Origin of the sequence: Pseudomonas extremorientalis (assembly GCF_024584605.1) — a bacterium.
Taxonomy (GTDB): domain Bacteria; phylum Pseudomonadota; class Gammaproteobacteria; order Pseudomonadales; family Pseudomonadaceae; genus Aquipseudomonas; species Aquipseudomonas extremorientalis.
Genome location: NZ_CP089519.1, coordinates 1,906,759 through 1,932,127, shown reverse-complemented (window position 1 = coordinate 1,932,127; position 25,369 = coordinate 1,906,759). Strand labels below are relative to the sequence as shown.

At 49.5% G+C, this 25,369-nt stretch carries 23 protein-coding genes and 1 pseudogene; 6 read left to right on the top strand and 18 right to left on the bottom strand.

What is annotated here, in order from left to right; translation table 11 throughout:
• Positions 1-4: 4 nt before the first annotated feature.
• Complete coding sequence (gene kdpF / locus LUU92_RS08700) at positions 5-94, bottom strand: K(+)-transporting ATPase subunit F (protein WP_003218754.1); 90 nt, start codon at positions 92-94, stop codon at positions 5-7.
• 402 nt (positions 95-496) lie between these two features.
• Here kdpF and eat point away from each other — a divergent pair, with 402 nt between their 5' ends.
• Positions 497-1,861: an ethanolamine permease gene (eat, locus tag LUU92_RS08695; RefSeq protein WP_058424481.1), complete on the top strand. Its 1,365-nt coding sequence runs from the start codon at positions 497-499 to the stop codon at positions 1,859-1,861.
• A gap of 112 nt (positions 1,862-1,973) precedes the next feature.
• The gene (locus tag LUU92_RS08690) at positions 1,974-2,141 is read left to right on the top strand and encodes a DUF2897 family protein (protein WP_003172675.1); all 168 of its coding nucleotides are present in this window, start codon (positions 1,974-1,976) and stop codon (positions 2,139-2,141) included.
• A gap of 7 nt (positions 2,142-2,148) precedes the next feature.
• Here LUU92_RS08690 and LUU92_RS08685 read toward each other — a convergent pair whose 3' ends face one another.
• Positions 2,149-2,997 carry an urea carboxylase-associated family protein gene (locus tag LUU92_RS08685; RefSeq protein WP_071489092.1) on the bottom strand — a complete coding sequence of 283 codons (849 nt, stop codon included), beginning with the start codon at positions 2,995-2,997 and terminating at the stop codon, positions 2,149-2,151.
• A gap of 15 nt (positions 2,998-3,012) precedes the next feature.
• A complete protein-coding gene (locus LUU92_RS08680) occupies positions 3,013-3,657 on the bottom strand; it encodes a GntR family transcriptional regulator (RefSeq protein WP_071489110.1) in 645 nt (214 codons plus the stop codon).
• A 121-nt stretch (positions 3,658-3,778) separates the two neighbouring features.
• Here LUU92_RS08680 and LUU92_RS08675 point away from each other — a divergent pair.
• Positions 3,779-3,964 (top strand): annotated as a pseudogene (locus tag LUU92_RS08675) (TetR/AcrR family transcriptional regulator); the annotation flags it as partial.
• 129 nt (positions 3,965-4,093) lie between these two features.
• On the opposite strand, the gene LUU92_RS08670 reads toward LUU92_RS08675, so the two are convergent.
• Positions 4,094-4,426 carry a ComEA family DNA-binding protein gene (locus LUU92_RS08670; protein ID WP_257103468.1) on the bottom strand — a complete coding sequence of 111 codons (333 nt, stop codon included), beginning with the start codon at positions 4,424-4,426 and terminating at the stop codon, positions 4,094-4,096.
• Between the two features lie 238 nt (positions 4,427-4,664).
• Here LUU92_RS08670 and LUU92_RS08665 point away from each other — a divergent pair, with 238 nt between their 5' ends.
• The 3 genes from LUU92_RS08665 (at position 4,665) to LUU92_RS08655 (ending at position 6,953) form a co-directional block, all read left to right on the top strand.
• Positions 4,665-5,147: an acyltransferase gene (locus tag LUU92_RS08665; RefSeq protein ID WP_257103467.1), complete on the top strand. Its 483-nt coding sequence runs from the start codon at positions 4,665-4,667 to the stop codon at positions 5,145-5,147.
• 279 nt (positions 5,148-5,426) lie between these two features.
• Positions 5,427-6,083: an acetyltransferase gene (locus LUU92_RS08660; protein WP_257103466.1), complete on the top strand. Its 657-nt coding sequence runs from the start codon at positions 5,427-5,429 to the stop codon at positions 6,081-6,083.
• A 27-nt stretch (positions 6,084-6,110) separates the two neighbouring features.
• A complete protein-coding gene (locus LUU92_RS08655; RefSeq protein WP_257103465.1) occupies positions 6,111-6,953 on the top strand; it encodes a 3-hydroxyacyl-CoA dehydrogenase family protein in 843 nt (280 codons plus the stop codon).
• Between the two features lie 67 nt (positions 6,954-7,020).
• Here the strand turns inward: LUU92_RS08655 and LUU92_RS08650 are convergent, their stop codons facing one another.
• From LUU92_RS08650 to LUU92_RS08585, 14 genes are all read right to left on the bottom strand, one after another.
• On the bottom strand, positions 7,021-9,015 hold the full coding sequence (locus tag LUU92_RS08650) for a polysaccharide biosynthesis protein (protein WP_371322048.1): 1,995 nt from the start codon (positions 9,013-9,015) through the stop codon (positions 7,021-7,023).
• 72 nt (positions 9,016-9,087) lie between these two features.
• A complete protein-coding gene (locus LUU92_RS08645; protein ID WP_257103463.1) occupies positions 9,088-10,266 on the bottom strand; it encodes a DegT/DnrJ/EryC1/StrS family aminotransferase in 1,179 nt (392 codons plus the stop codon).
• 85 nt (positions 10,267-10,351) lie between these two features.
• Positions 10,352-10,945 (bottom strand): sugar transferase, encoded by a 594-nt coding sequence (locus LUU92_RS08640; RefSeq protein ID WP_257103462.1) that lies wholly within the window; start codon positions 10,943-10,945, stop codon positions 10,352-10,354.
• Positions 10,946-11,050: 105 nt separating this feature from the next.
• On the bottom strand, positions 11,051-12,178 hold the full coding sequence (locus LUU92_RS08635) for a glycosyltransferase family 4 protein (RefSeq protein ID WP_257103461.1): 1,128 nt from the start codon (positions 12,176-12,178) through the stop codon (positions 11,051-11,053).
• 1 nt (position 12,179) lies between these two features.
• A complete protein-coding gene (gene asnB, locus LUU92_RS08630) occupies positions 12,180-14,132 on the bottom strand; it encodes an asparagine synthase (glutamine-hydrolyzing) (RefSeq protein ID WP_257103460.1) in 1,953 nt (650 codons plus the stop codon).
• 89 nt (positions 14,133-14,221) lie between these two features.
• Complete coding sequence (locus tag LUU92_RS08625) at positions 14,222-15,199, bottom strand: glycosyltransferase family 4 protein (protein ID WP_257103459.1); 978 nt, start codon at positions 15,197-15,199, stop codon at positions 14,222-14,224.
• A 176-nt stretch (positions 15,200-15,375) separates the two neighbouring features.
• Positions 15,376-16,494 (bottom strand): oligosaccharide repeat unit polymerase, encoded by a 1,119-nt coding sequence (locus LUU92_RS08620; RefSeq protein WP_257103458.1) that lies wholly within the window; start codon positions 16,492-16,494, stop codon positions 15,376-15,378.
• Between the two features lie 62 nt (positions 16,495-16,556).
• Entirely contained in the window at positions 16,557-17,468 is a 912-nt protein-coding gene (locus LUU92_RS08615; protein ID WP_257103457.1) for a glycosyltransferase family A protein, read from the bottom strand.
• An 18-nt stretch (positions 17,469-17,486) separates the two neighbouring features.
• Positions 17,487-18,740: an O-antigen translocase gene (locus LUU92_RS08610; protein ID WP_257103456.1), complete on the bottom strand. Its 1,254-nt coding sequence runs from the start codon at positions 18,738-18,740 to the stop codon at positions 17,487-17,489.
• A gap of 2 nt (positions 18,741-18,742) precedes the next feature.
• Positions 18,743-19,867, bottom strand: coding sequence for a DegT/DnrJ/EryC1/StrS family aminotransferase (locus tag LUU92_RS08605; RefSeq protein ID WP_257103455.1), 1,125 nt, complete (start codon positions 19,865-19,867; stop codon positions 18,743-18,745).
• 147 nt (positions 19,868-20,014) lie between these two features.
• Positions 20,015-20,419, bottom strand: coding sequence for a sugar 3,4-ketoisomerase (locus LUU92_RS08600; protein WP_257103454.1), 405 nt, complete (start codon positions 20,417-20,419; stop codon positions 20,015-20,017).
• Positions 20,420-20,467: 48 nt separating this feature from the next.
• Positions 20,468-21,493, bottom strand: a complete 1,026-nt coding sequence (locus tag LUU92_RS08595) for an NAD-dependent epimerase/dehydratase family protein (protein ID WP_257103453.1) — start codon at positions 21,491-21,493, stop codon at positions 20,468-20,470.
• 64 nt (positions 21,494-21,557) lie between these two features.
• The gene (gene tviB / locus LUU92_RS08590; protein WP_257103452.1) at positions 21,558-22,835 is read right to left on the bottom strand and encodes a Vi polysaccharide biosynthesis UDP-N-acetylglucosamine C-6 dehydrogenase TviB; all 1,278 of its coding nucleotides are present in this window, start codon (positions 22,833-22,835) and stop codon (positions 21,558-21,560) included.
• A 1,017-nt stretch (positions 22,836-23,852) separates the two neighbouring features.
• On the bottom strand, positions 23,853-25,211 hold the full coding sequence (locus LUU92_RS08585) for a GNVR domain-containing protein (protein WP_257103451.1): 1,359 nt from the start codon (positions 25,209-25,211) through the stop codon (positions 23,853-23,855).
• Positions 25,212-25,369 lie beyond the last annotated feature (158 nt).

Sequence of the window (25,369 nt, the reverse complement as noted above, 5' to 3'; positions counted from 1 at the left end):
GCTCCTAGTTCCGATCCGCGCGTAACAGCGCAACCAGCAGATAAATGAACAGCGCCACGGCCAATAGCAGTGACACCCCGTCCAGAACGCTCATGGAAGTCTCTCCGTTTAGCGGCGAGTGCCGCGTGTGGGGCAATTGTCGGCAGGAGTGGCGTAAAGGAACGAGAGCGAGGGGATGGGCGGGGCGTAAAGACGGCGTAAAGAGTGGGTTTATGCGGGGTTTACAGGGAGGTTTGTGCTGGATTGGAGGGCCTCATCGGGGGCAAGCCCCCTCCCACACTTGGCCTGCGTACACCGGTCAACATGTGGGAGGGGGCTTGCCCCCGATGAGGCCCTGCCAGCCCCCCCCGCACTTATCTGGTGCGACACCGGAAAATTTCAAACGCCAAACCATCCCCCAGACGACAGTTGCGCCGCTTTACGACACGGTTGTAAGGCATGGCATGTCCGCTGCAACACCTTGAATCATTCCAAACCGTTCAGGGAGCGCGTCACGATGAACACACAACTCAAACCCACCTTAGGCACTCTGCACTTATGGGGCATCGCCGTCGGGCTGGTGATATCCGGGGAGTACTTCGGCTGGAGCTATGGCTGGGGCGTCGCCGGGACCCTGGGCTTCCTGGTGACCTCATTGATGGTCGCCGCGATGTACACCTGTTTCATTTTCAGCTTCACCGAACTGACCACCGCGATTCCCCATGCGGGTGGTCCGTTTGCCTACAGCCGTCGCGCCTTTGGTGAGAAAGGCGGCTTGATCGCGGGGCTCGCGACCTTGATCGAATTCGTTTTCGCACCGCCCGCCATCGCCTTGGCCATCGGCGCCTACCTGAATGTGCAGTTCCCGGCGCTGGACCCCAAACACGCCGCCGTTGGTGCCTACATCGTGTTCATGGGCCTGAACATCCTCGGCGTCAAGCTCGCCGCCACCTTCGAACTGGTGGTGTGCGTGCTCGCCGTCGCTGAGTTGCTGGTGTTCATGGGCGTAGTGGCGCCCGCCTTCAGCTTCAGTAACTTTGCCCTCAATGGCTGGGCCGGTTCCGACACGTTCGGCGCACCGGCGATTGCCGGCATGTTTGCCGCAATTCCCTTCGCCATCTGGTTCTTCCTTGCCATCGAAGGCGCCGCCATGGCCGCCGAAGAAGCCAAAGATCCGAAGCGCACCATTCCAAAGGCCTACATCAGCGGCATCCTGACCCTGGTGATCCTGGCCATGGGCGTGATGTTCTTTGCCGGCGGCGTGGGTGACTGGCGCACCCTGTCCAACATCAACGACCCACTGCCACAAGCCATGAAAACCGTGGTCGGCGACAGCTCCGGCTGGTTGCACATGCTGGTGTGGATTGGCTTGTTCGGCCTGGTGGCCAGTTTCCACGGCATCATCCTCGGCTACTCGCGCCAGTTCTTCGCCCTGGCCCGAGCCGGTTACCTGCCGTCTTTCCTCGCCAAACTGTCGCGTTTTCAGACACCCCATCGCGCAATCATCGCTGGCGGCGTGGTCGGCATCGCGGCGATCTACAGCGACGGCCTGATCAACCTCGGCGGTATGACACTGACCGCAGCGATGATCACCATGGCGGTATTCGGCGCCATCGTGATGTACATCATGAGCATGCTCAGCCTGTTCAAACTGCGCAGGACCGAACCGCTGCTGGAACGCACCTTCCGCGCGCCGGGTTACCCCATCGTGCCGGGCATTGCCCTGGTGCTGGCGGTGGTGTGCCTGGTGGCCATGGCTTGGTTCAACGCGCTGATCGGGCTTATCTTCCTGGGCTTTATGGTGGTGGGGTTCGCCTACTTCCAGATGACTGCGCAAGACCGTGCCGATGCACCGGCGGATGCGATGTTGACCGGGCTCTGATCTACTGCGAGGCAGAACGGGCCTACACTGAACTAGTAAGAAAGCCCGTCACTCAAAGCAGTTATTACCGTGGGAAAACTCTCCCGCGGCAATCTGCCTCAAGGAGAGCCTTATGCCGTGGTATGCGTGGTTGATTATGGTAGTTGCGATCGGGTCGATCGTCGGTGGACTGATGATGCTGCGTGACAGCGCCAACAAAGTGGAACTCACCGACGAACAACGCAAGCGCGTGGCCGAGCGCAACGCCCAGGCGGATGCCAAGGATGCGCAGGACCGCTGAGCCTTGGCTACTCCCAATCCGCCTTGGCAATATGCAACCCGTGCTGCCCCTTGTAGGCAGCACGTTCCGGCTGGCTCCAGCCATTGAGCAACGCATCCTCCAACGTGTAGATCTCAACCCCCAACGGACGGCATACCGTCAGCGGGTCCTGCGCCTCCGGCCCCCACATCGGCAGCGACAAATCCCCACCGGGGCACGTCGACAGCGCGCATAGCAAATCAATCTCGGCAAAGAACTCCAGGTAGTCGCCCTTCTGCGCGGGGCAGGCCTTCATGAAGTACATGTCGTCGTGATTTAGACCGGTGCACTGGAAAATATTCAGCACGTCATGCACGTCGAATTCCGTCAGACCGTGAGGCAACACCGCGCGTGTCAGGTTGGAGTGGCAATGGTGATGGAAATCCTCACCGGTCAGCATCCGATTCACATAGGGATCACAACGTGTGCCAAGCAAATCATGCAGCCGCCCGCCGTGCTCATCAATGCCGTAGCTGGCCAGGCTGTCATCGGTGATCGTCACCAAAGGCCGCAGGAATGGCAGGTTCGACCACAAGCGGTCATGGGTGCTGACATGGGCGCCCTGCAACTGCCGGGTGCGAGCCGCCCACAGGCGCTCACGGGGGTCATTGGCATTCCATACGTTGAAATCACCCACCTGCGGGCCGACCGGCGTGGTCACACGGAACACATGCCCGGCGGGCACCTTCCACGCCCTGCCCGTACGAATCGGCACCTCAAACTGCTCGATGAGCGTGCGCTGGTCTTTTCGATCACGGATGCGCTCGTAAAACGCTGTGTCGACCTGCAACGCCGAACCTTTACTGACCTGATAAGCGGCCGGATAGTCTTTGTACATGGGGCGGATCCTCGATCAGGGGTGGTTAAACAAGGCCAGGGACAAGCGTTCCGAATCATCCAGGTAGAGGCTCATCGCCTCCCCCGCCGCCGGTTTATCCTGCCGGACCAATAACGTGTAGATCTCACGATCACGCTCCAGCCACGGCGACTGGAAGCGCCGCTCATCGGGCGCGGCGCAGAACACCAGCCGCAGCTGGGCGATGACCTGGGCAAAAAACTCATCGAACAACGGGCTGCGCATCAACCCGACGATGTGCTGGTGAAACACCAGGCTGTGGGTGGCGACCGCACGCCAGTCTTCGCGCTCGCGGGCCAGGGTGGTGGCATCGATGGCGTTCTGCATGCGCCTGGATTGATCCTCTGTCAGACGGCCGCTCTGGGCGATGGCCTGCAGCTCCAGGGTGCGGCGCACGACAAATAAATCCCGCACTTCCTCGCGCGCGACCCGCCGGACCATCACGCCTTTATTGCGCACATAACGGGTCAACCCTTCTTGCCCAAGGCGGTGCAACGCTTCACGGATCGTATTGCGCGATGCGTTGTAGGCGTTGACCAGTTCCACTTCGACTAATGGCATGCCTGGCAGCAATCGCCCGCCGATGATGTCGGCGCGGAGCTCCAGGGCGATCTGGTCGGCTAGAGACAAACTGAGTGTCATGGTTACCTTCACGATTGTTGAACAATCCTTAGTGGGCAGGTAATCACTTTTCATGCCAACGTGTCAGCGTGTAAAAAGATTCAAGTCGGTTAAAATGCCAGCCTGTCATTGAGGCCCACCTATGCGTTACTCATCCGACCACAAAGCCAAGACCCACCAACGCATCATCAAGGAAGCCTCGGTACGCTTTCGTCGCGACGGGATCGGCGCGACCGGTCTGCAGCCGTTGATGAAAGCCCTGGACTTGACCCATGGCGGTTTCTACGCGCACTTCAAATCCAAGGACGAACTGGTGGAAAGGAACCTTGGTCCTGGCCCAGAGCGTCCAAGACTACGGATTGGCGCTGCGCATCATTGACGTGGTGCGGAACAGTTTGAAGACCTAAGATTCCGGCAAATAAAAAAGCCGGTCAATGACCGGCCTCCCCTTAATAGCTTAGTTGATCACAAGCCTATCGCGGTTCTTCTCCAGCAGAGCCTTGCCTATCCCCTTCACCTCCAACAACTCATCCACTGCCTTGAACGGACCGTTGCTTTCTCGGTAGGCGACGATCGCCTTGGCTTTCGCGGCGCCGATGCCGAACATATCGCGCCGCAAAGTCTCTGCGTCGGCGGCGTTCAGGTTGACCGTGATGGACTGTTCGGCTCTTAACACCTGTGCAGTAACTGGGATTGGCGCCTCCGGTTTGGTGAACGGCGCTGCGATAGTTGCAACAGAGAGGCTAGTGAGAAAGGCGAATATGAGGGAAGATACATACACGTTTTGCATAGGTGGCGCTCCATGGCATCAGTAGGAAAAAAGCAGCTTTCCGAAGCTGCATGTCAAAATTAGATGACGCTGACGGAGAGTCAAAAACAAGTAGGTTACAGAGTATGTTTGTACCCACTCCGTGTACACTGACAGTTTCGTCAAGCATAAACGTTTCGAATAAAGGGAAGGTTGTCTTCTTGACGAAACCAAGACTGCCTATTTAAGTAGAACACCTGGAGAGCAAATGAGAGAACCCATGAACTACTTTGTGCATTCCCACGCATTGTGCGAGTCTTCGAACATAGGTAAAGGCTCCAGAATCTGGGCATTCACCCATATATTGCCTGATGCAAAAATTGGTAACGACTGCAATGTCTGCGACCACGTTTTTATCGAAAATGATGTGACTATCGGAGATCGCGTAACTATAAAATGCGGCGTTCAAGTGTGGGATGGCATCACTATCGGCGATGACGTATTCATAGGCCCGAATGTCACATTTACTAACGATATCTATCCGCGAAGCAAAGTCTATCCTGAGCGTTTTGATCGAACTCATGTAGGCAATGGTGCATCTTTAGGCGCTAATTGCACCATCCTTCCGGGACTGACCATTGGGGAAAATGCCATGGTTGGCGCAGGCGCCGTGGTAACCAGGTCCGTTCCTGCCAATGCAACAGTTGTAGGAAACCCTGCAAAAATTATCAGTTCTCATACTAAAAAAAACGTTCGAGAATAGCTATGAAAGCTTAAGCAAATCTAATGGCCAGATCAATAGTAGCGACAGTCAGATCAATTCAAAGCGCTAAGAAGCTGTACCATTGACACATGAACGGCATCTCTCATCGGAGCACCTGAATCAAAACCCTGCAGTGGCGCTGTCTATTGACATAAGGTTCGGCTTTGAGCGATCCCCGGAGCTCAGTCAGCCCGACGAATAGACGCCTGACACTGCCAGATTTCATCTGTAGAATTACCTCACCCACGAATATTTTCAGATCAATTATAAGGAGCGAAAATGAAAGTTTACGCAGTTGTAGGAGCAGGAGGCTTCGGACGCGAGGTTATACCTCTGGTCAACCAAGCAGTAGGTATAATATCCCAAGATAATCCCAACATTATTTTCGTGGACGATAACGTTCAAGACGATACCATCAATGGCTACCCCGTAGTGAATCTTGAGTCTTTTTTAAAGATGCCAGGTGAGAAATTCTTCAATATTACCATCGCCAATAGCAGGGTTAGACAAACCCTCTCCGAACGTCTGATATCAGAAGGCGTAGCCCCCTTTTCGATTTCGGCGCCCAACGCGGTGAATATCAGCCATAATACAATCGGTGAAGGAGCCGTTTTTTGTGCTTTTACTACCGTTACTGCAAATGCGAGAGTCGGCAAGTTTTTCCATGCCAATATCTACTCTTACATTGCACATGACTGCATTATTGGCGACTTCGTGACCTTTGCACCTAATGTTCAATGCAACGGTAGTGTCGTCATTGAAGACCATGCCTATATCGGCACTGGCGCAATGATTCGTCAAGGCACTCCAGAACGGCCAATTGTTATTGGCGAAGGTGCAATTGTCGGAATGGGCGCTGTCGTCACTAAAAGTGTTGCCCCCTATACCACTGTGTTTGGCAATCCCGCAAAGCCACTTCGACCAGCCACGCGATAAAGGACTAAAAAGCGCATGAGAGAAATAATGGTTGCCGTGATCGGCTCAGGAACGATGGGAAAAGGGATCGTCCAAGTCCTTGCACAGAGCGACGTAACTTCTTCAATAATCTGGATTGGCCGCTCAGAAGCAGGTTGCAAGACCGCATTTGAAGCGCTGCAATCCAGTTGGGACCGGATGGTTAACAAGAAAAGACTATCTGCAGAAGAGGCGGCGTTTTTTACACAGAAAGTCTGTGTAGCTGACCATTATAAAGCTGCTGAAAATGCTGATTTGATTATTGAAGCTGTGTCTGAAGACATGGCTGTCAAGCATGAAATTTTTCGCGGTATCGCTGCTTATGCAGATGCCTCTTCCGTGATTGCATCGAACACATCATCCCTGTCTATCACTGAGTTGGCAAGCCTGACAAAAAACCCGGAAAACGTAATAGGCTTGCACTTTTTCAATCCCGCCCCTGTGATGAAGCTCGTGGAAGTTATTGTGGGCCTCTCTACGTCTAAAACGACTGCCTCATGGGCATTCGACTTCGCCAAGGCTCTGCACAAAGAACCTGTGTTGGTCAATGAAGCTCCCGGCTTCATCGTCAACCGAATGTTGATTCCAATGATCAACGAAGCAATAGGTATTTTGGCTGAAGGTGTCGCGAGCGCTGAAGAAATAGATAAAGCGATGAAGTTTGGCGCCAATCATCCAATCGGGCCACTGGCCCTAGCGGACCTAATTGGCAACGACGTCAACCTTTCGATTATGGAGACACTTCATAATGAGACAGGCGACCCTAAATATAGGGCTCATCCTTTGCTTAGAAAGATGGTGAGGGCCAACAAACTTGGCAGGAAATCCGGTTCCGGATTTTACAAATATTAAAAAACCGGACCCTAGGATCCGGCGGTTTCTTTACATTTTCAAACAAAACGCTTCGTGGACTGTAAATTTAAAGCTCCAACCGCCGTTGCTGATAGATCCAATCTACGATCTCCCCGTCCGGCGTATAACCATTTACAGTATCACGTAGCAGTTGGCGCACGCGGGCATAATCGTCTTTACCGACGGCATCAAGCAGCTCAGTTAGCTTCGCCTTCAGTGCCTCCCACTCAATATGATCCTCGTTGGCGCTCATGATCATCGGGTGTTGCGTAGCGACTACATTGTCACCGATCAGAAGCTCTTCATAGAGCTTTTCTCCAGGTCGAAGCCCAGTATATTCAATAGCAATATCGCCATGAGGATTCTTTTCGGAACGCAAACTCAAGCCCGAGAGATGGATCATCTTCTCGGCTAACTCAACAATCTTGACAGGTTCCCCCATGTCTAGGACAAAAACATCTCCTCCCTGCCCCATCGAGCCAGCTTGGATCACTAACTGGGCCGCCTCAGGGATGGTCATGAAATAGCGGGTGATCTTGGGGTGAGTGACTGTTAAAGGGCCGCCCGACTTGATTTGTTTATGGAATAAAGGGATAACTGAACCTGATGAGCCCAGCACATTGCCAAACCGGACCATGGTGAATCGTGTCTTGTTTACTCGGGACACGTTAGATTTATCCCCAAACAATACCGGTGCCAACTCACGGCTCAGCGCTTGTAGTGTCAACTCGGCCAATCGCTTTGTACTACCCATGACATTGGTCGGGCGCACCGCTTTGTCAGTGGAAATCAATACGAAATTAGATACGCCAGCCTGCAACGCAGCTTGCGCTGTATTCAGGGTGCCAATCACATTATTTAACACACCTTCTGCAATGTTATGCTCTACCATCGGAACATGTTTATAGGCAGCAGCATGATAGACCGTATCGACGTGCCAGCTTTTCATAACATTAAGTAACTTCTCTTGATCCCGAACTGAGCCTAGGATCGGCAATATACGAACAGGAAGAGATTCACGCGCAATACGCTGTTCGAGCTCTGACAAGATACAGTAGAGATTGAACTCACTATGCTCGAACAACAGAAGCGTCACCGGCCCAAGGGTCAGTATCTGCCGACATAGCTCTGAACCAATGGACCCGCCTGCGCCTGTCACCAGAACACTCTGTCCCTTGATGCAAAGTTCCAGCAGTTCACCCTGAGCTGGCACGGGGTCGCGCCCCAGTAAATCAGCGATATCCACCTCCTGAATATCGTCGACCTTAACACGGCCACTGGCCAAGTCCATGAACCCTGGAACACTACGAACATGTAACGGGTAGTCTTCAAGAAAAGTCAGAATTTCTCTTCGCCGTGCGCGATTGGATGATGGAATGGCTAACAGAATTTCTTGGGTGCCTGTTGCGTCAATCATTCGCTGGATATGCTTGGGTTTGTAAACCTGCAACCCGGAAATCACCCGATTAGAAATACTATCGTCGTCGTCGATGAAAGCAACGGGACGCATAACGCGCCCCATCCGTAATGCAGCGACCAATTGGTTACCGGCAGCCCCGGCACCATAAATGGCAACACGGGGCAAACTATCCTCACGGTTGGTGAACGGTACGTGTTGAGCCGCAGCGAACCAATCGCCCAGAAAATATTGCCGCATCGCGAGGCGCAAGCCGCCCACCATGATGAGACTCAGCCACCAATAGTTAAAAACAATAGAACGGGGAACTACGTTCTGATGATTGCTGTACCAATAAACTACGAAGCCAAGAATCAATGAAGAAAGACTGACCGCTTTAACAATTGCAATCAGAGCATCGTTTCCGAAATACCGCATCACGGCTCTGTACATACCGAAACGAATAAACAGGGGCACAGCGACAACAGGCGCGCAAATGAACAACCACAGGTGCAGTTTGACGGGATTGATCATTTCGTCAACGCCCAGACGAACGACGAAAGCCAACCATAACGCTGCCCAGACTAAGACAACATCGGTGATCACCTGCAGGATACGTTTCTGTCGACGCGGAAGGCTCAACAAATACGTTCGAATACGACCTATAAGTCCCTTGTACACTTTTTTGCTCCCAGCCAAGCTTTAATTCACAAACAACGCACTACCGTGGCGATAGAGCTATTGAACAGATGCAAGCCGCATCACATCACTCAATACCTTACACGTCAGATCGATCTCACTGGCCGTCAGGGTTGGATGCACGAGAAACATCATACTCGAGTCACCCAACTCCTTAGCGTTCGAGAGGCGTTGAGCGGGTCGCAGCCCGGTATTATCGAACGCTTTTTCGAGATAGACTTCGGAACAAGAACCCGAAAACGCAGGTACACCGCGAGAAGCAATTTCATTAAGAATACGATCACGGGACCATCCGTCCTTCAAGCATTCTTGCCGAACGAATACATAGCATTTATAGGCTGCGTGTACATTGTCTTTGGGAAAGTCCGGCACTCTAAGTGCAAGCAAGCAACGAGCGGCATCCCATATGGATTGAAGATTGCGACTACGACTGGCTTGCCATTCCTGCATTCTACGCAATTGAATACGACCAATGGCAGCCTGAACCTCCATCATCCGCCAATTGGTACCAAAACTTTCGTGTAACCAACGAAAGCCAGGTGCGTGAGAGCGCTCGTAGACAGCCTCCCAACTCTTACCGTGGTCTTTATAAGCCCACATGCGGGACCAGAGTTCACGATCATTAGTAGTGACCATTCCGCCTTCACCACCCGTGGTCATGATTTTATCCTGACAAAAAGACCACGCTCCGATATGACCGATAGACCCAACAGGTCGCCCCTTGTAATAAGCTCCATGAGCTTGTGCGCAGTCCTCAATGACCTTCAAATCATGCTGCGCAGCAATTTGCATGATTGGGTCCATGTCGCACGGCCAACCGGCCAAATGCACGCAAATCAAGGCGCGGGTACGAGGCGTCAATACCGCCTCTATGGACTTAGCGGTGAAGTTCTGCGAGTCGAGGTCTACGTCCGCGAAGACCGGTGTCGCGCCTGAATTAATGATACTGGAAACTGAAGCAAGGAAAGTTCGAGACGTTACGATCACTTCGTCGCCTTTTCCGATTCCCAGCGCTACGAGCGCAAGATCCAAAGCGACAGTGCCATTTGTGAGCGCTACCGCGTAATCAGTACCCGCCCATGTCGCAAACTCACGTTCAAATTCGCGAGCTTCCTGACCGGTCCAATAGTTGACCTTATTGGACAGGATCACATTGCGAACGGCGTCAGCCTCTTCATCAGTGAACGAAGGCCAAGGAGAAAATGTTGTACCCAACATAAGTAATATCCTGTTTATTATGTTGAAAAGGACTAACAGCTACAAAGCTATTTATAGGTAAACCACTTGCAGCCGGTTATCAGCTTCATTTTGAGCCCGTAAACCTTTTCATCGTCGCTTCACCAACTGCATTAATGCCTTCTCGAACCACTACCTTCTTCAGCGTCAACAGGATAATTTTAAGGTCAAGCCAGAAGCTTCTGTTGTCAACATACCAGACATCAAGGTCGAATTTTTCTTCCCAACTCACTGAATTTCTACCATTTACCTGGGCCCAGCCCGTCACGCCTGGCCGGACCTGATGCCGACGATACTGTTCAGCATTGTACAAAGGCAGGTACTCCATCAGAAGCGGCCTTGGCCCAACCAGGCTCATATCACCCTTAAGAACATTGAACAGACCAGGAAGTTCATCCAAGCTACTGGAACGCAAAAAACTGCCAAATCGAGTCATACGCATTGAATCGGGCAGAGGATTCCCGTCATTGTCAACCGCATCACGCATGGTTCGAAACTTTATCATCGTGAAAGGCTTGGCATTCAACCCGGGTCTGACTTGGCTGAACAGGACAGGAGCCCCCAGCTTTCGCCTGACCATCCATGCAACTACGATCATAACAGGGGCCAGCAAAAGCAAACCAAACAAGGATGCTGAAATATCAATAGAACGCTTTAACATTATCCACCTAACACCCTATATAGGGCTCTCACATCCCACACTTTTGACAGATGGGCGTATGTTAAGAACGAAATAGCCAGTCGCATCTTCGGGTGTCATCTACCGCTAGATCCCCATACCTTCTAACATCGCCGCATTGACTTTTTTAACATCATATTTAATCTCCGCCAACTCTCGGGATTTTTCGCCCAAGAGCGCAACAAGTTCTGGACTCTCGACAAATTTCAACATGGCAGCCGCAAGCGTGTTGACATCTTTGACAGGGATCAGAAAACCATTCACCCCTTCAATCACCGTTTCCCGACAGCCTGGCGCGTCCGTAGTAATGACCGCCCGCCCCATCGCCATGGCCTCCAGAACAGTCCGGGGTGTTCCTTCACGATAAGAGGGCAAAACATAGACACTTGAGTCCGCAATGGCAGGTCGGACGTCCTTCAACCGCCCCAGATACTCGATCGTTCCATCCGCGATCCAAGCCTCTAGCTCCGCAGGAGCAATGGCATTAGGATTCTCGTCGATCCACCCGACGATCTTGAATCCCACGTTGGAGTACTCAGATCTTACCTCGCGCGCCGCGCAGACAAACTCACGAACGCCCTTGTCGCCTAGAAGCCTGGCGATCAGCAGAAAACTGACAGTTTCTGGAAAAGGGGCAACATTGAAATCATTCACATCAACTCCCGACCCATTTACCACCGTTGATGGTGTGTCAGCAGAGATTAACTTCAACTGCTTAAAAAGCGCTTCATCGTCCGGGTTTTGGAAAAAAACCCGGGTGGTGGAGCTCAATGCCAATGCGTATAAACGCTGCACAAGCGCCTTAAGCATGCCTCGGCTACTACCTGCCTGGGTGCCCGCAGATTGAAACGCATAGCCCAAACCTGTAATCAGCGCGAAGCGACTCTTTACCCTCATGATCTTCGCGGCCAACAACCCATATATGACAGGTTTGGCTGTATAGGCCAATACCGAATCTGGTTTGACCTCAAGCATCAGCTTACAAAGCGCCGCAAGACACCACAGATCGGCAAAAGGGTTCATTCCTACTCGCCTTAACGGCACCTCGTGCACCTTCACGCCTTTTTGCTCTAGAAGCATGCGAGTGGGCGTGCCCAGAGGCAGATCGGGAGCAGCTACGTGGACCGTCAGGCCCTTTGCAAGCATCGCGTCCAGCAACGGACCGCGAAAATTGATCAGTGAATCAGCGTAGCTTGCGATTAAGAGAAATTTCATTTTATTGCTCGGCCAGCCATGCTTGAAACATCAGAATATCCCAGAGGTGGTGCTGCCAGTTTTTTTTGCCACTCAAGTGTTCCGCCCACTTTCGCCTGATAGGCTGAGAGTAAAAATAACCCTCGCGACGCAACCGATCTTCGCTCAGAAGATCCTCCGCCCACTCTCTTAAAGGCCCTCGAAGCCAACTGTCCAGCGGAATACCAAATCCTTGCTTCGGGCGCTCGATAAGCTCTTTTGGGACATACCGATAGAGTACCTCCCGCAACAGCCATTTCCCTTGCCCCCCCTTGATCTTCAGCGATAACGGCATTCGCCAGGCTAGCTCGATTACTCGGTGATCAAGCATCGGCACCCGCGACTCCAAGCTAACAGCCATAGACGCCCGGTCAACCTTAACCAGAATGTCATCTGTCATATAGGTTTGCGCGTCCATAGCCATCATCCAATGCTCGAAACCATCTGCAACCGGCCATGCATTCTTATCTGTGAACACCGTGGTAGGCTCCCCCGCACCGATTACGACACTGGCAGGGTCATCCCAATGGCTATTGAGTTGATGGTAGAAAGCCTCGCCACTTGAAAGCCCGAGAACTGAAGCCAATTTATGAGCTTTATCTCCAGGGGTGGCAAGATGAAAGCGCTGAGGTAGAAGGGGCTTACTTAATGTAAACAAGTAATCCCAGGCGCTTGGCGACAAAGACCGTAGCACCTTGGCCGTGGCAGTACGTGCAAAACCCGGCAAAAGATTCATACGTTCCCAGACCTTACGGGCGGACAGGTATCTATTATAACCGCCAAACAACTCATCACCTCCATCACCGCTTAGTGCGACAGTGACGTGTTGCTTTGCCATCTGGCTTACAAGAAATGTTGGGATTTGAGAGCTATCGCTAAAGGGTTCGCTGTACAGTGTGCCGATCCTCGGAATGACTTCGAGTGCATCCTGTGAGCGAACATATAGCTCTGAATGTTGCGTTCCAAGATGCTTAGCAACCGCCTTGGCATGTGTCGCTTCGTCATAACCACTCTCATCGAATCCAATGGTGAAGGTCCGAACCGGTTGCATGCTTTGTGCCTGCATTAGCGCTACAACAGCACTACTATCAACTCCCCCACTCAGGAATGCACCCAGCGGCACGTCAGCCAACATCTGCTGACCGACGCTCAAACTAAGTTGCGCTTCCACAGCATCTATAGCCTCGGACGCCGCCCCTAGGAATGGGTCTTTCAAACCCGCAGCGACTACACCGTTGACGGACCAGTAAGCTTGAGACTGGGCGCCTTTGGCAACACTGATATCACTTAACTCAAGTGAAATATAATGCCCTGCGCGTAACTTATATATCCCCTTATATATACTGTAAGGTGCGGGGATGCAGTTATGCCGCAATAGCAGGGTTAGCGCATTACGATCAATGTCCGCTTTGAAATCGGGAAAGGCTTTCAAAGCGCTCAATTCAGAACCGAAAAGCAAAACATTGTCTTGCCAGCCCCAATAAAGCGGTTTTTCACCAACCCGATCACGGGCTAGCGTCAACAATCGCTCCTTCCGATCCCATAGCGCAAATGCAAACATGCCTACGAACGAAGCGAGCGCCTTTTCAATACCCCATCGAACAATGCACTCGAGAAGTACCTCTGTGTCCGAATGTCCCTTCCACGCCGGGCCGTCACCCTCAGCGATAAGTTGCTGACGTAATTGTAGATGATTGTAAATTTCGCCATTAAATACAAGGACATAACGCTGATTATGAGAATGCATCGGCTGATAGCCAGCACTCGTCAGGTCAACGATGGCCAACCGGCGATGACCAAGCGCAAGGCCGCAGTCATCAATCCAAATGCCCGCGTCATCGGGGCCTCGATAAGAAATGGCGTCATTCATTTTAGATAGACGCGAATGAAGCTCAGAGCGCCTATCTTGATCGAAAAGACCACTTATTCCACACATTCTAGCAGTCCTAAACTTTAGATTCGAAAAATGAATACGAGGGCTAAAAGACTCAACTGATAGAAGAAAATACAGCGGGGTAGGAACCCTTAGTCCGCAGTACCCTTCACTCGATTTTGAGCGCGCAAAAGAGCATCCCTCATGCGAGGTGCTTGAACCTGCAGAGAGAAAGTATTTTCGACCGCGCGGCGGCCATTCGCACCGTAAAATAACCGTAATGCCTGATCACTTAACAAGTGATCAAGGCAGCACTGCCAGTCATCAAGGCTCACTGCAAGCATCCCGCAGTGATTGCCGTCAACAATATCAACGTTAACACCCACTGGTGAGGCCACAACAGCGACGCCACATGCCATATACTGAATCAACTTATAACCACATTTTCCTTTTTCCCAAGGGCCATCGATCAATGGCATGATTCCGATGTCCAGCTGATTAATGAAGGTTGCTTCAGCCTCCTCATTCCAAGGGACAACTTCGACATTCAACCCATTGAGTTCTGCCAGTACGCTGGGGCTGGCCCCCATCAACATGACGCGGGCACTGTAGGCATCGCAGACCTTCTTGAGAGCTGTCTTGATTTGAACTACATATTTCTGAGTTGATGGAGATCCGATCCATCCAATCACCAACTGTCCATGCTCCTGAAAACCATCAGCCGCATATCGAGAATGATCAACCACCGTTGGAATGATCTCTACTCTCGACGCACCTGACTTAACGGCATACTCAGCTAGATAGGCATTCCCCACCACCACCAGTTCAGAGTGACGCATGACAACGTCGATTTTCGAGCCCAAAAACCTTCTAACCAAGGAACTGCTTGAAAGATCATAGCTGTGAAAAATAGCATCATCATAATCGACAACATAAGGAATTTTAAATAACTTCAGCGTTCGTTCAGCAAAGGCAGGTAAAAAAGGAAAAATCTCCTTCTCAATCCATACCACGTCGTAGCTACCGACCTTAAACAACACCAAGAGCCTTGAAAAATAGCATCTCAACGCTGAAAACAAAGAACGCCCATCCTTTGTATACAATCGCTCAAGATAGTGATCATCAAACAATGTGTTTACCTCGACGTGTAGTCCCTCCTTTTCAAGAAACGGTACAAACTGAAGTGCACGCAGCCGACTACTAGCCCCCATGCGAGAGTACTTTGACAATAGTAGTATTTTCATATTAATTACAAAACCTTATGTCAGACCATTAGCAACCACGTACACTAGCAAACACATGACTCTCACATTTTCGATGCCACGCCATATCGGCTTGCATTAAGAAAACGGCCAGCAAACAGTGGAAAAAGGATTATCATCAAATACAAATACGTAGTTAACGAAAACTGCCAAGCATAAAACATCATGATCAGCGCGTACATATAGCAACTCAGCAGTGCTAAATAATAACCTTTTCGTTTTATCGCCAATACCCTCATGAAGGCAAAAAAAGCCCCCATCAAAATCATCGATACAACCACCGCTGGCAGCCCGCCGAATAGGTAAGGGGAGGCCGCGTATGTCAACACGTTAAAATCTTTGTTCGTAAGACCCAGATCCAGTGGGCTGCACGAGTAAAGTCCAAAAGACATTAAGTCCGTAATCTTCCCGAATACAAGGTCCGCACATCCAAGATATTCCTTGCCCTCAGTCCATTGTGAAAACGCTGATACCGCATACCCGAGATACAGAAGAATAAAGTCGTACCCATTATCCCCCCCTGTCTTTCCTGTGCCAACAGCAACAATTATAAACAACGAGATCAGGACACTCAGCGCGACTAACAATCCTTTAAGTTTAACCCAACCTTCGTTGATAGCCGTATATCCAACTGCAACGAACAGAAACATCATACTTGTCCGCTCAGCCATGCTAAAAGCTGACACTAAATAAATTACCGAAACAACGAGGCACGGGATGGCTTGTTTTTTCTGAGCATAATAAAGTGCCAAGCACAGCGCGAACAAGGCAAAGTGCTGCGCACCGTAAGAAGGTTGGTGCTCCCAGGTATTGGCGATCCGCAACGCGAGCAATACGCTCCCATAAGGATTACCCACCCCCACCGAGTAAATCTTGTATAGAGAGAGAAACAGCCCCAAAAACGATAATACCCAATAACACCTTACAATCAATCGGTAAGGCGTACTGACTGTAAACTTAGGAGACACTAGGCCCGTCAATGTTAATAATACATAAACGAGCACATACCCAATCACAAAGGATAAGACTCCCATTAAATAGACGCTATGACCCCACTCCCAAGGTTGATCAAGGGCAACGACATTAGCCAAAAACATCAGCAGGGTGACGAATAGCATTACAAAAACAGGAGACAATAAGGACTGTTTGAAAAAAAATCTCACATGATCACCATATCCCAAGGCTCAGATAAGACGCTATTCATCACATGAGACACCTGAAAAATTCAACTCATTTTCCTCAGGGCTTTACGCCCCACCATCCCAAGCATTTCTGGCAGAGCCCACAAAATATGCTTTAGTTCCGAAGCTTTGAGCATCGATAGTATCGCTTTGGGATTCCTCACTTTAATCGCTGAAATAATATACGACGCCAGCGCACGGGAGATAGCCTTCAGTTTAATATCGGTAGGCGCCAATGCATCCATCAACGCTTTCACCATTAAATATTGTCTGCAGATATTTTTGTAGCTATTCGAATCATGCTGCCGATACCCAACAACACAGTTACTTGGCAAATACATGAAGTCAACATTCCGGATAGAAAATCGAGAAAGTAACTTAACAAACGTTGGATAGTCATCAAGTACCAGCGCCGGATCCCAACCACCAATATCACGTAATGCTTTCGATCTAAAAACAGTCGATTGTAATAACAATGGTGAGGGATAGTTGAGAAACATATCACGCGCCCTTGCGGCAGAGGTCGAGTTGAAGAACCTCTCCTGGGCCTCCCCATAAATTCCCAGCCTCTTTTCAGGCTGATGCTCATAAAATGCGTACCCTCCCCCGATAACAAACTTCACACCTGGGTTTTCAAGAAGCACTTTCACACAGCTAGTAATACCCGCCGCTTCAGGGATATCGTCCGACGCGACCAAATAGAAAAATTCGGTATCGGCCATTGTCAAGCCTATGTTCAACGAAGATACCAATCCCCCGTTTGGCTTTAATACCAGTTCGATTGAACTATCATTCAAATCAGATAGGTATTTTTTTATAATTTGAACGGATTCATCGGTAGAACCATCGTCTATGATCAATATCCGTCGACCAGCAAACGCGACAGCCGCGGCCGCCTCTATACACCCAATCACATACTTCGCGTGATTGTATGAAGGTATTAATATAGTGATCATATCATCGTCCAACGCAAGTCATTTAATGGCATCAAGTTTGCGGGACATACAAACCCCCATCACGACCCAATAGATAGCGTAATTAACCGCATAAGCAATGGTTACACCCTGCAGACCGAACATATCCGTGAAAAACCAAGACAACACCACAAACATTACAGCAAAGACTATCTCAGAGGCCATGAAAAGTTTAAACATCGCTTTCCCCAGCATTAAATAAGCCAATACCCAACTACCAATTTTCAACGTATCACCGACCATCTGCCAAGCAAACAAATCAGTCATCGGCAAGAAATCTGGAGTAAAAAGCAATTTTACAACAAGGTCTCGAAACACATATATAATCAACGCACCTAAGATCGTAAGTGGCAAGATGACTTTATATCCATTTTTAATTTCGGCACGAATTTCTGCCGGACTTTTCAGCTCGGAAAACCTCGGTAAATAATACACACTCAGAGTAGTCGTAATCAGCATGAGGTAGGCGCCACTCAGCCTGGTCAATGCCTCCCAATATCCAGCAGCCTCCCAACCAAAACTCTGGCCCAGATGATTTCGAACTAGAATCTGGCTGAGCGGGATGCAGGCCGCGGAAGTCAAAGACATTGCCGTATACTTTGCGAGGTTATTAGCCATTTTTGGATCAATACGACCGATGAAATGCTTTACCTTAAACCAAGGGGCTCGACAACAGAGTACTAACGTGACAAAAAAACTAATGGACTGGTAAACTGCCAACGCTATCAAAGCACCGTAAATACCCCATTTGATAGCCATATAGCTAGTTACCGCCAGTGCAAACAGGCTTCCCGCAATATTTGATATGACATAACGAACGATTTCTTTCTTACCGTTCAATACTGCTAGCAACAGTGTATTCAGCACAAACAACACTAACGTTGCTGCAAACCAAATAAATACACCACCGAACTTAATATCCCCCAGAAACAACAGCGACAATTGCTCATTGAACACGGCAACGATAGCGCCGGTGACTATCGCGCCGAAAACAGAAATACTGCCTGCAGTTCGCCAAACGGTATGCTGCTTCTGCTCATCCTCATGATACTCAGCAGTATACTTTGTAACACCTGCGTTGATCGCACCGCTGGCAAACGTAGTAATCATCTGCACGGCATTTTGAAACTGTCCAAGTGCTGCATAGCCAGTTGGCCCCACATAAATTGCAAGTATCTTGTTTATGCACAACAAGGTCAGCATGCGTACAACTACGGCAATCCCGTTAAGCAGACTGGTTTTAATAAATGTCATTCTTAGCTTTCACACTGAAAGCTGTTACATGCATGGACCACCAATTCAATCTCTTCATTGGTCATCGTCTGGCTGATTGGCAAACTAATAACTTCAGCATGGATGCGCTCGGTGATTGCGAGTTGTAGATCGCCCCATTCTGCATATGCCTGTTGCTTGTGTGGAGGAATCGGGTAATGAATCAATGTCTCAACACCCCGTTCCTTTAAGTGCTGTATCAAGGCCTGGCGTTTTTTAGAGCGGATGACAAACAGGTGCCAAACATGCTCTGAACAAACCTTCGCATCAGTTCCACTAACAAGTGGCAACTGCAATGCTTCGTTTTTTATACCTGAAATATATGCAGAAGCCACCGCACGACGTATTGCCGTGTCATCATCCAAGTGCCGTAACTTAACACGCAACATAGCCGCTTGCATCTCATCCAGTCGGCTATTGACCCCTTTGTAGAGGTTGTTGTATTTAACCTTGGAGCCGTAATTCCCCAACGCTCTGATAGTGTCCGCAAGCGTTTCGTTATCAGTTGTCACGGCACCCGCATCCCCCAGCGCACCGAGATTTTTGCCTGGATAAAAACTAAAGGCTGAAGCATGCCCCCAATTTCCTGCTTTTTTTCCAGCAATCATTGCACCATGGGACTGAGCAGAATCTTCCAATACCAGCAGACCATACTTATTCGCTACATCCATTATTGCTGGCATGTTACAAATTCTGCCATATAGATGGACTGGCAGGATCATCTTTGTTCGATCGGTTACAGCATTTGCAATTCCTTCTGCGCCCAGGTTGAAAGAAAACTCCTCCGGTTCAACTAGCACAGGAACGAGATTATTTTCCGTAACGGCCAGAATGCTCGCAATGTAGGTATTAGCAGGAACGATAACCTCATCCCCCTCCTTCAACAAACCTAAAACCTTCCAAGCTCTGATCGTGAGCGTAAGGGCATCTAAGCCGTTTGCCACGCCAACACAATGGCGCACACCACAATAACTAGCAAACTCCGACTCAAAAGCTGCTACCTCTTTTCCTGATATATACCAACCAGAATCTATAACCTTAGAGCAAGCTTCAATCAGTTCGGACCGGTATCTAGCATTAATATCTTTCAAGTTGAGGAAGTTTATCATGTTTATATATCCAATTGACTTTCTGAAACTTAATAAATGCGGCAACTAAGCGCCAGCACCCAAACACCCTGCTCGCTTGCTTATCTTAAAAGGCATAATGAAAGGGCATTTGGAGCAACACATACCCTGCCTCAAAACTCTAACACCTCAGAGCTCACACCCGGTCGCCAAAAACTCGTCATAATTACGAATATAATCACTTTCATCATACGGTGCACTCGCAAGCACCAACAAAATGCACTGTTCGCTGAAATCGTGCATTTCTCGCCACATTCCCCCCTCGATCAAAATCCCTTTTGTTGCGCAATCCAACCAAACATCTTCACGCACCACACCATTATCCAGCACCATGCGGCATTTGCCCGCCAGACATATCGCAACTTGCTGTAGATTTCGGTGAGCGTGGAATCCGCGACTTACCCCTTCCGCTGTTCGATAAATATAATAAACACGCTTGATTTCAAAGGGCACGACCTTACCTTGCTCAATAGAAACAAGACTTCCGCGCTCATCACCCAATGTCTGGAAGTTGATCCATTTAATAAGACTCATCGCACACCCCTCTGATACCGTCACACTATCGAGTTGAAAAGACTACAGTCATTTTAAAAATGTGATATACCACGGTACGGCTTTAGCCACGCCTTCGTCTATAAAATAGAGTGGATCATAACCGAGGCGGCCCTTGATTTTCCCAATATCAGCTTGTGAATGCCTGACATCGCCCTCACGGAAGTCCCGATAAATCGGATCTTTTGTATAGAGTACACCGTTGACACCAAGCTCTTTCTTCAGCGCTACAAACAATGAGTTCAACGTTGTTCGCCCACTGACTGCCACATTATAAACCTGGTTTCGTGCAGATGGATCCTCCGTCGTCGCCGCCAGTAAATTTGCCTGAACGGTGTTTTCAATAAAACAAAAATCCCTGCTGGTTTCCCCGTCGCCATTTATAAAAATGTCATCATCCTTGATCATCGAAGCCGCCCACTTCGGAATGACGGCCGCATACGCACCCTCAGGATCCTGACGTTTACCGAAGACGTTAAAATAGCGCAACCCTATCGTGTTGAAGTTATAGCTACGCGCAAACACTTCTGCGTATAATTCATTAACGTACTTTGTCACCGCGTAGGGAGATAGAGGCTTGCCAATGACCCCTTCTACTTTGGGCAATCCAGGATGATCACCATAAGTGGAGCTACTGGCCGCATAGGTGAAGCTGCTGACATTGGCATCACGTGCAGCAACCAGCATGTTAAGGAAACCGTCAATATTGGTTTGATTCGTAGCAATAGGATCTTTGAGAGAGCGCGGAACGGAGCCTAACGCCGCTTGGTGAAGAACATAGTCAATGCCAGTGCAAGCCTCGCGGCAACGCTCTAGACTCCGAATATCACCCTCAATGAAGCTGAAGCGGCACCATTGATCATAAGTGACACTACTACGAACCTCATCCAGATTACGCCGGTGGCCCGTAGCAAAGTTATCAAGGCCGACAACCTTTTGGTCAAGTTTCAACAACGTTTCCAATAGATTTGAGCCGATAAAGCCGGCAACCCCGGTTACGAGCCAGGTCTTAGGCTCAACTGGAAGCCGATTCAAGAGTTGTTCATAACGAGTCATAGATTATCCATTTAGCTTAAAGTAGAGCATGGCCACGAACCGTACTTTATGGCATTGATTTCTCTTACAGCCGAATGTCAGACTGATCAGAATCCAGAAGGTACTTCAAGTCGTACAACACGTGCTTCGGCTTCCCAAGCGCGCGAATGTTCTCTGCCCCCATGGATCTGAACTCGTCATGAGCGACAGCAAGCACTATCGCATCATAAGTACCTGGCTCTGGAGTGTCCGTGAGATCAATGTCGTATTCGTGCCTTGCTTCTTGACCATCTACCCATGGATCACATATATCGACAGCAATATTATAATCTGCCAATTCATGCACGATATCGACAATCCGAGTATTGCGCAGGTCCGGGCAATTTTCTTTGAACGCAAGCCCCATTATCAACACTTTTGCACTGTCAACATGGATACGCTTCTTCAGCATTTCTTTTACCAACTGAGAAACTACATAGGCGCCCATGCTGTCGTTTAAGCGGCGTCCCGCCAGAATGATTTCAGGATGATATCCGATTGATTGTGCTTTATGAGTAAGATAATAAGGATCTACACCTATGCAGTGTCCACCCACAAGCCCTGGACGAAAAGGTAAAAAGTTCCACTTGGTGCCCGCAGCTTCAAGCACCGCTTGAGTATCAATTCCCATCTTGTTGAAAATTATCGCCAATTCATTAATCAAGGCAATATTCAAATCACGCTGAGTATTTTCAATAACTTTCGCCGCTTCTGCGACTTTTATGCTACTTGCCTTGTGCGTGCCCGCCGTAATAATCTGGTTATACAAAGCATCGACCAAGTCTGCCACTTCCGGAGTTGAACCCGATGTAACTTTTTTAATTGTGGTTACGCGATGCTCCTTATCTCCTGGATTAATGCGTTCCGGGCTGTATCCAGCAAAAAAATCGATATTAAACGCAAGCCCCGAATTTTTTTCCAAGACGGGAACGCAATCCTCTTCAGTAGCTCCGGGATATACCGTGGATTCGTAAATAACCAGATCGCCTTTCTTCAGAATACTGCCTATACTTTCGGAGGCTTTAATCAGCGGCATCAAATCCGGCTGCTTATACTCATCAATCGGCGTAGGAACGGTGACGATAAAGACATTACAATCCTTGAGCTCCTCTAGGCTGGAGCTGTAGGAAATATATTTTGACTCAGAGAGCTCTTCTTCACTCACTTCTAATGTGGCATCATGCCCGGTTTTTAACGCTTTTATACGTAACTCATTGATATCAAAACCGACAACACTACGATGTTTGCCAAATTCGATGGCCAATGGCAAGCCAACATAACCGAGACCTATGACGGCGAGTTTTATATCTTCAAGTAAAAGCATATTTTTTCCGTAAAGTACTAAAAAGGCAGAAATATTCGACTCAGACTGATTCAGCCCGAGCCCAGACAGATAGGACGCGGATGGTGGGAGGCGTCGCCACTCTGGTCCACATTCGTCACTGGAAGGTCATTCAGCGGGGCACCGACACCATGTAAGCGACATCTGTAACCCCAACCCCCTCGGCAGAAAAGCAATCTGCTATTCCCGGATATGCCGCTCTGTTTCGTCCGGCATGCAGCTATTCTCTTGAGCACCGGATCAAAACGCGAAAAAATTAGCACCTGAGGGCATTTTGCAACACCTCTCTCGGTTATAGCTTTGATAGGCCAATCTCGAAAACCACCGTGAATTACCAGGTTGACAGACAAGACATCAGGCAAAAGCGTTAGCGTCATTCTCATGCTGTAGTGACTTCCACCATCAGTAACGGGCACGCGCATTACTGGACGAGCGGTCACTCGCAAAAATGCTCAAACTATCTTGCTCAAAGCTCATCACTGCGTCACTCCTTGCCAAAATATTCCCGCCAGTTTAATCATGGGCACCGGCTTAATCATGGGCACCGGCAGAAATTCATATCTCTATTCTGCCCCTAAAACCGCACTGCTGAAACAGCCACCTTTTGAATTTCTTTACGGATGATACAGCGCTGGCCCTCCAATTCAACCGGGCACACCATCATCTTCAGCGCTTTATACCTTATACACAGACAGCACGTCGGCCATGTAGTTGTGAAACAGGAAAGAAAAAATGATCTCAAAAAGCCATCACCCTTTAACCCAGCTTACACGCTCTTGACGGGTCGAAACATGCATTGACGCATGATTTCTGTTGAGAGATACGACCTTAAAAATAGGGGGGCGTCGGGTCTGTTTCCGACTTGAAGCTTCAGGTTGGACAGCAATTCTTGTCAACAAATAACCTCACACCAGCAGGTTGATACGGGAGCACCAAGTGCAGGCAACACTGCAGTTACTGGTTTCGTTCGCGCCCCGGCGTGCACCTGACTATAAGATATCAATATTTGGGAGAGACGAGCGGTGCCGCTTTGCCACTTACGACTCGTGCACTTTTCTCGGCAGACAAGCGCAACTCATCATTCCGAGTGATGCGTGATGTGAAGAAAAACATATGTCGGAAGACTGCAACCAACACACCCAGCAACAGACCCAGCATGATACCCAACACCACTATAAGAGATTTTTTTGGCTTGATAGGTTTCAGAGGATCTAACGCCTGCCGATCAATAGCAACCAGCTTAAGGTGACTCATGTCAAGATTCAGGTTGCGCAAACGAGCAGACTCCGCCCTTATAGGCTCTACACCACTGAGAAAAAGGTCCTCGTTCTGCCGGAGTTTAAGCACTTCGATCTGTCTGTTTGCCTGAAGCAATTGCAATTCTTTGGCAATCTGAGCAATTCGTGACTCTACGAAATCATCTGACCTGCGCCTCATCAGCGCCACTCTCTCTGCCTCCAGCGCATCGACCCCCATGAAGTATAAGGGTACCTGCTGGTTGTTGATTTCTGTGCGCATGACGTTGGCAGAGCCTACCTGATCGCCTCCCCCGAAGGAGGATGGGGTAGCCGGCCTTTTGATGCCCAAGGACCTGGCGATTTCTATAGCCTCGTTAAGTTGAGCCACACGATCCAACCGTGTGTTTTTCAACTGCGCGCGAAGTGCCTTGAGCTCATCTTCCAGTTGCATTCGTTTCAACGAATCCATTTCTGAAAGCATAGCAATTTTTGCTTCTTTCTCGGTATCGTAATTAGCACGAGCAGCATCGAGCTTGCCTTTAAGTTCGCTCAGCCGGTTTCTCACAATTACTTTCAAATCAGCTGCAATCTGCTTTTGCTCGCTCGAGATAGTATATTCCACCAAGCGATTCAGAATCGTGACGCCATCGACTCCTTCCGGATAATTCATCTCCAGTTTGATATAAAAATTTCGGGAGTCGCTTTTTTTATCAGGCATTGTGAGCTTTATAGAGTCTCGATTAAATGCCTCAAAACTTTGTTCCAAGGTACGCCCTGGCTGCTCGAACGCTTTAAACAACCGCTGGTTTTCCCTGAAAAAGCCAAGGCGGACGTCATATGACTCGAGCGCAGCCCCAACCTTGGTCAAAGCTTCCGCAGGAGGAAGCTTGTAGATTTCTGAGCGATTCAACTCATCAAGCTCATTGATGGCGGCAGCTCGAAGCACACTGGTGACCTGATACTCAGGGGTGGCAAGCATGGCATATGCAAATGAGATGATGCTCAACAGCATAGTCATCGCCAGAATGAGCTTCTTCTGCTGCCAGATGGCGCGACAAAGGATGACGAGATTCATGTCTTCAGGGGACGGCGCCGGAGGCGCACGAAAACTACTACTCACAACAAAAACCTGCCTTCAAAGAGAAACTGCGGGCTCGTTATGCAGACTATTTCATGTGTTTTTTATTTTAGTTATATGACCGCCAAAACCCAGCGTCTCTGCCAAATTTTGAGCGCACAAAATGCCCGTTATCGAGAACAGATTTCATTTTGCCATCT

What these genes read in the sequence shown, in the direction of transcription:
- kdpF (WP_003218754.1), bottom strand. Translation starts at nt 94, where the DNA reads ATGAGCGTTCTGGACGGGGTGTCACTGCTATTGGCCGTGGCGCTGTTC.
- eat (WP_058424481.1), top strand. Translation starts at nt 497, where the DNA reads ATGAACACACAACTCAAACCCACCTTAGGCACTCTGCACTTATGGGGC.
- LUU92_RS08690 (WP_003172675.1), top strand. Translation starts at nt 1,974, where the DNA reads ATGCCGTGGTATGCGTGGTTGATTATGGTAGTTGCGATCGGGTCGATC.
- LUU92_RS08685 (WP_071489092.1), bottom strand. Translation starts at nt 2,997, where the DNA reads ATGTACAAAGACTATCCGGCCGCTTATCAGGTCAGTAAAGGTTCGGCG.
- LUU92_RS08680 (WP_071489110.1), bottom strand. Translation starts at nt 3,657, where the DNA reads ATGACACTCAGTTTGTCTCTAGCCGACCAGATCGCCCTGGAGCTCCGC.
- LUU92_RS08670 (WP_257103468.1), bottom strand. Translation starts at nt 4,426, where the DNA reads ATGCAAAACGTGTATGTATCTTCCCTCATATTCGCCTTTCTCACTAGC.
- LUU92_RS08665 (WP_257103467.1), top strand. Translation starts at nt 4,665, where the DNA reads ATGAACTACTTTGTGCATTCCCACGCATTGTGCGAGTCTTCGAACATA.
- LUU92_RS08660 (WP_257103466.1), top strand. Translation starts at nt 5,427, where the DNA reads ATGAAAGTTTACGCAGTTGTAGGAGCAGGAGGCTTCGGACGCGAGGTT.
- LUU92_RS08655 (WP_257103465.1), top strand. Translation starts at nt 6,111, where the DNA reads ATGGTTGCCGTGATCGGCTCAGGAACGATGGGAAAAGGGATCGTCCAA.
- LUU92_RS08645 (WP_257103463.1), bottom strand. Translation starts at nt 10,266, where the DNA reads ATGTTGGGTACAACATTTTCTCCTTGGCCTTCGTTCACTGATGAAGAG.
- LUU92_RS08640 (WP_257103462.1), bottom strand. Translation starts at nt 10,945, where the DNA reads ATGTTAAAGCGTTCTATTGATATTTCAGCATCCTTGTTTGGTTTGCTT.
- LUU92_RS08635 (WP_257103461.1), bottom strand. Translation starts at nt 12,178, where the DNA reads ATGAAATTTCTCTTAATCGCAAGCTACGCTGATTCACTGATCAATTTT.
- asnB (WP_257103460.1), bottom strand. Translation starts at nt 14,132, where the DNA reads ATGTGTGGAATAAGTGGTCTTTTCGATCAAGATAGGCGCTCTGAGCTT.
- LUU92_RS08615 (WP_257103457.1), bottom strand. Translation starts at nt 17,468, where the DNA reads ATGATCACTATATTAATACCTTCATACAATCACGCGAAGTATGTGATT.
- LUU92_RS08610 (WP_257103456.1), bottom strand. Translation starts at nt 18,740, where the DNA reads ATGACATTTATTAAAACCAGTCTGCTTAACGGGATTGCCGTAGTTGTA.
- LUU92_RS08605 (WP_257103455.1), bottom strand. Translation starts at nt 19,867, where the DNA reads ATGATAAACTTCCTCAACTTGAAAGATATTAATGCTAGATACCGGTCC.
- LUU92_RS08600 (WP_257103454.1), bottom strand. Translation starts at nt 20,419, where the DNA reads ATGAGTCTTATTAAATGGATCAACTTCCAGACATTGGGTGATGAGCGC.
- LUU92_RS08595 (WP_257103453.1), bottom strand. Translation starts at nt 21,493, where the DNA reads ATGACTCGTTATGAACAACTCTTGAATCGGCTTCCAGTTGAGCCTAAG.
- tviB (WP_257103452.1), bottom strand. Translation starts at nt 22,835, where the DNA reads ATGCTTTTACTTGAAGATATAAAACTCGCCGTCATAGGTCTCGGTTAT.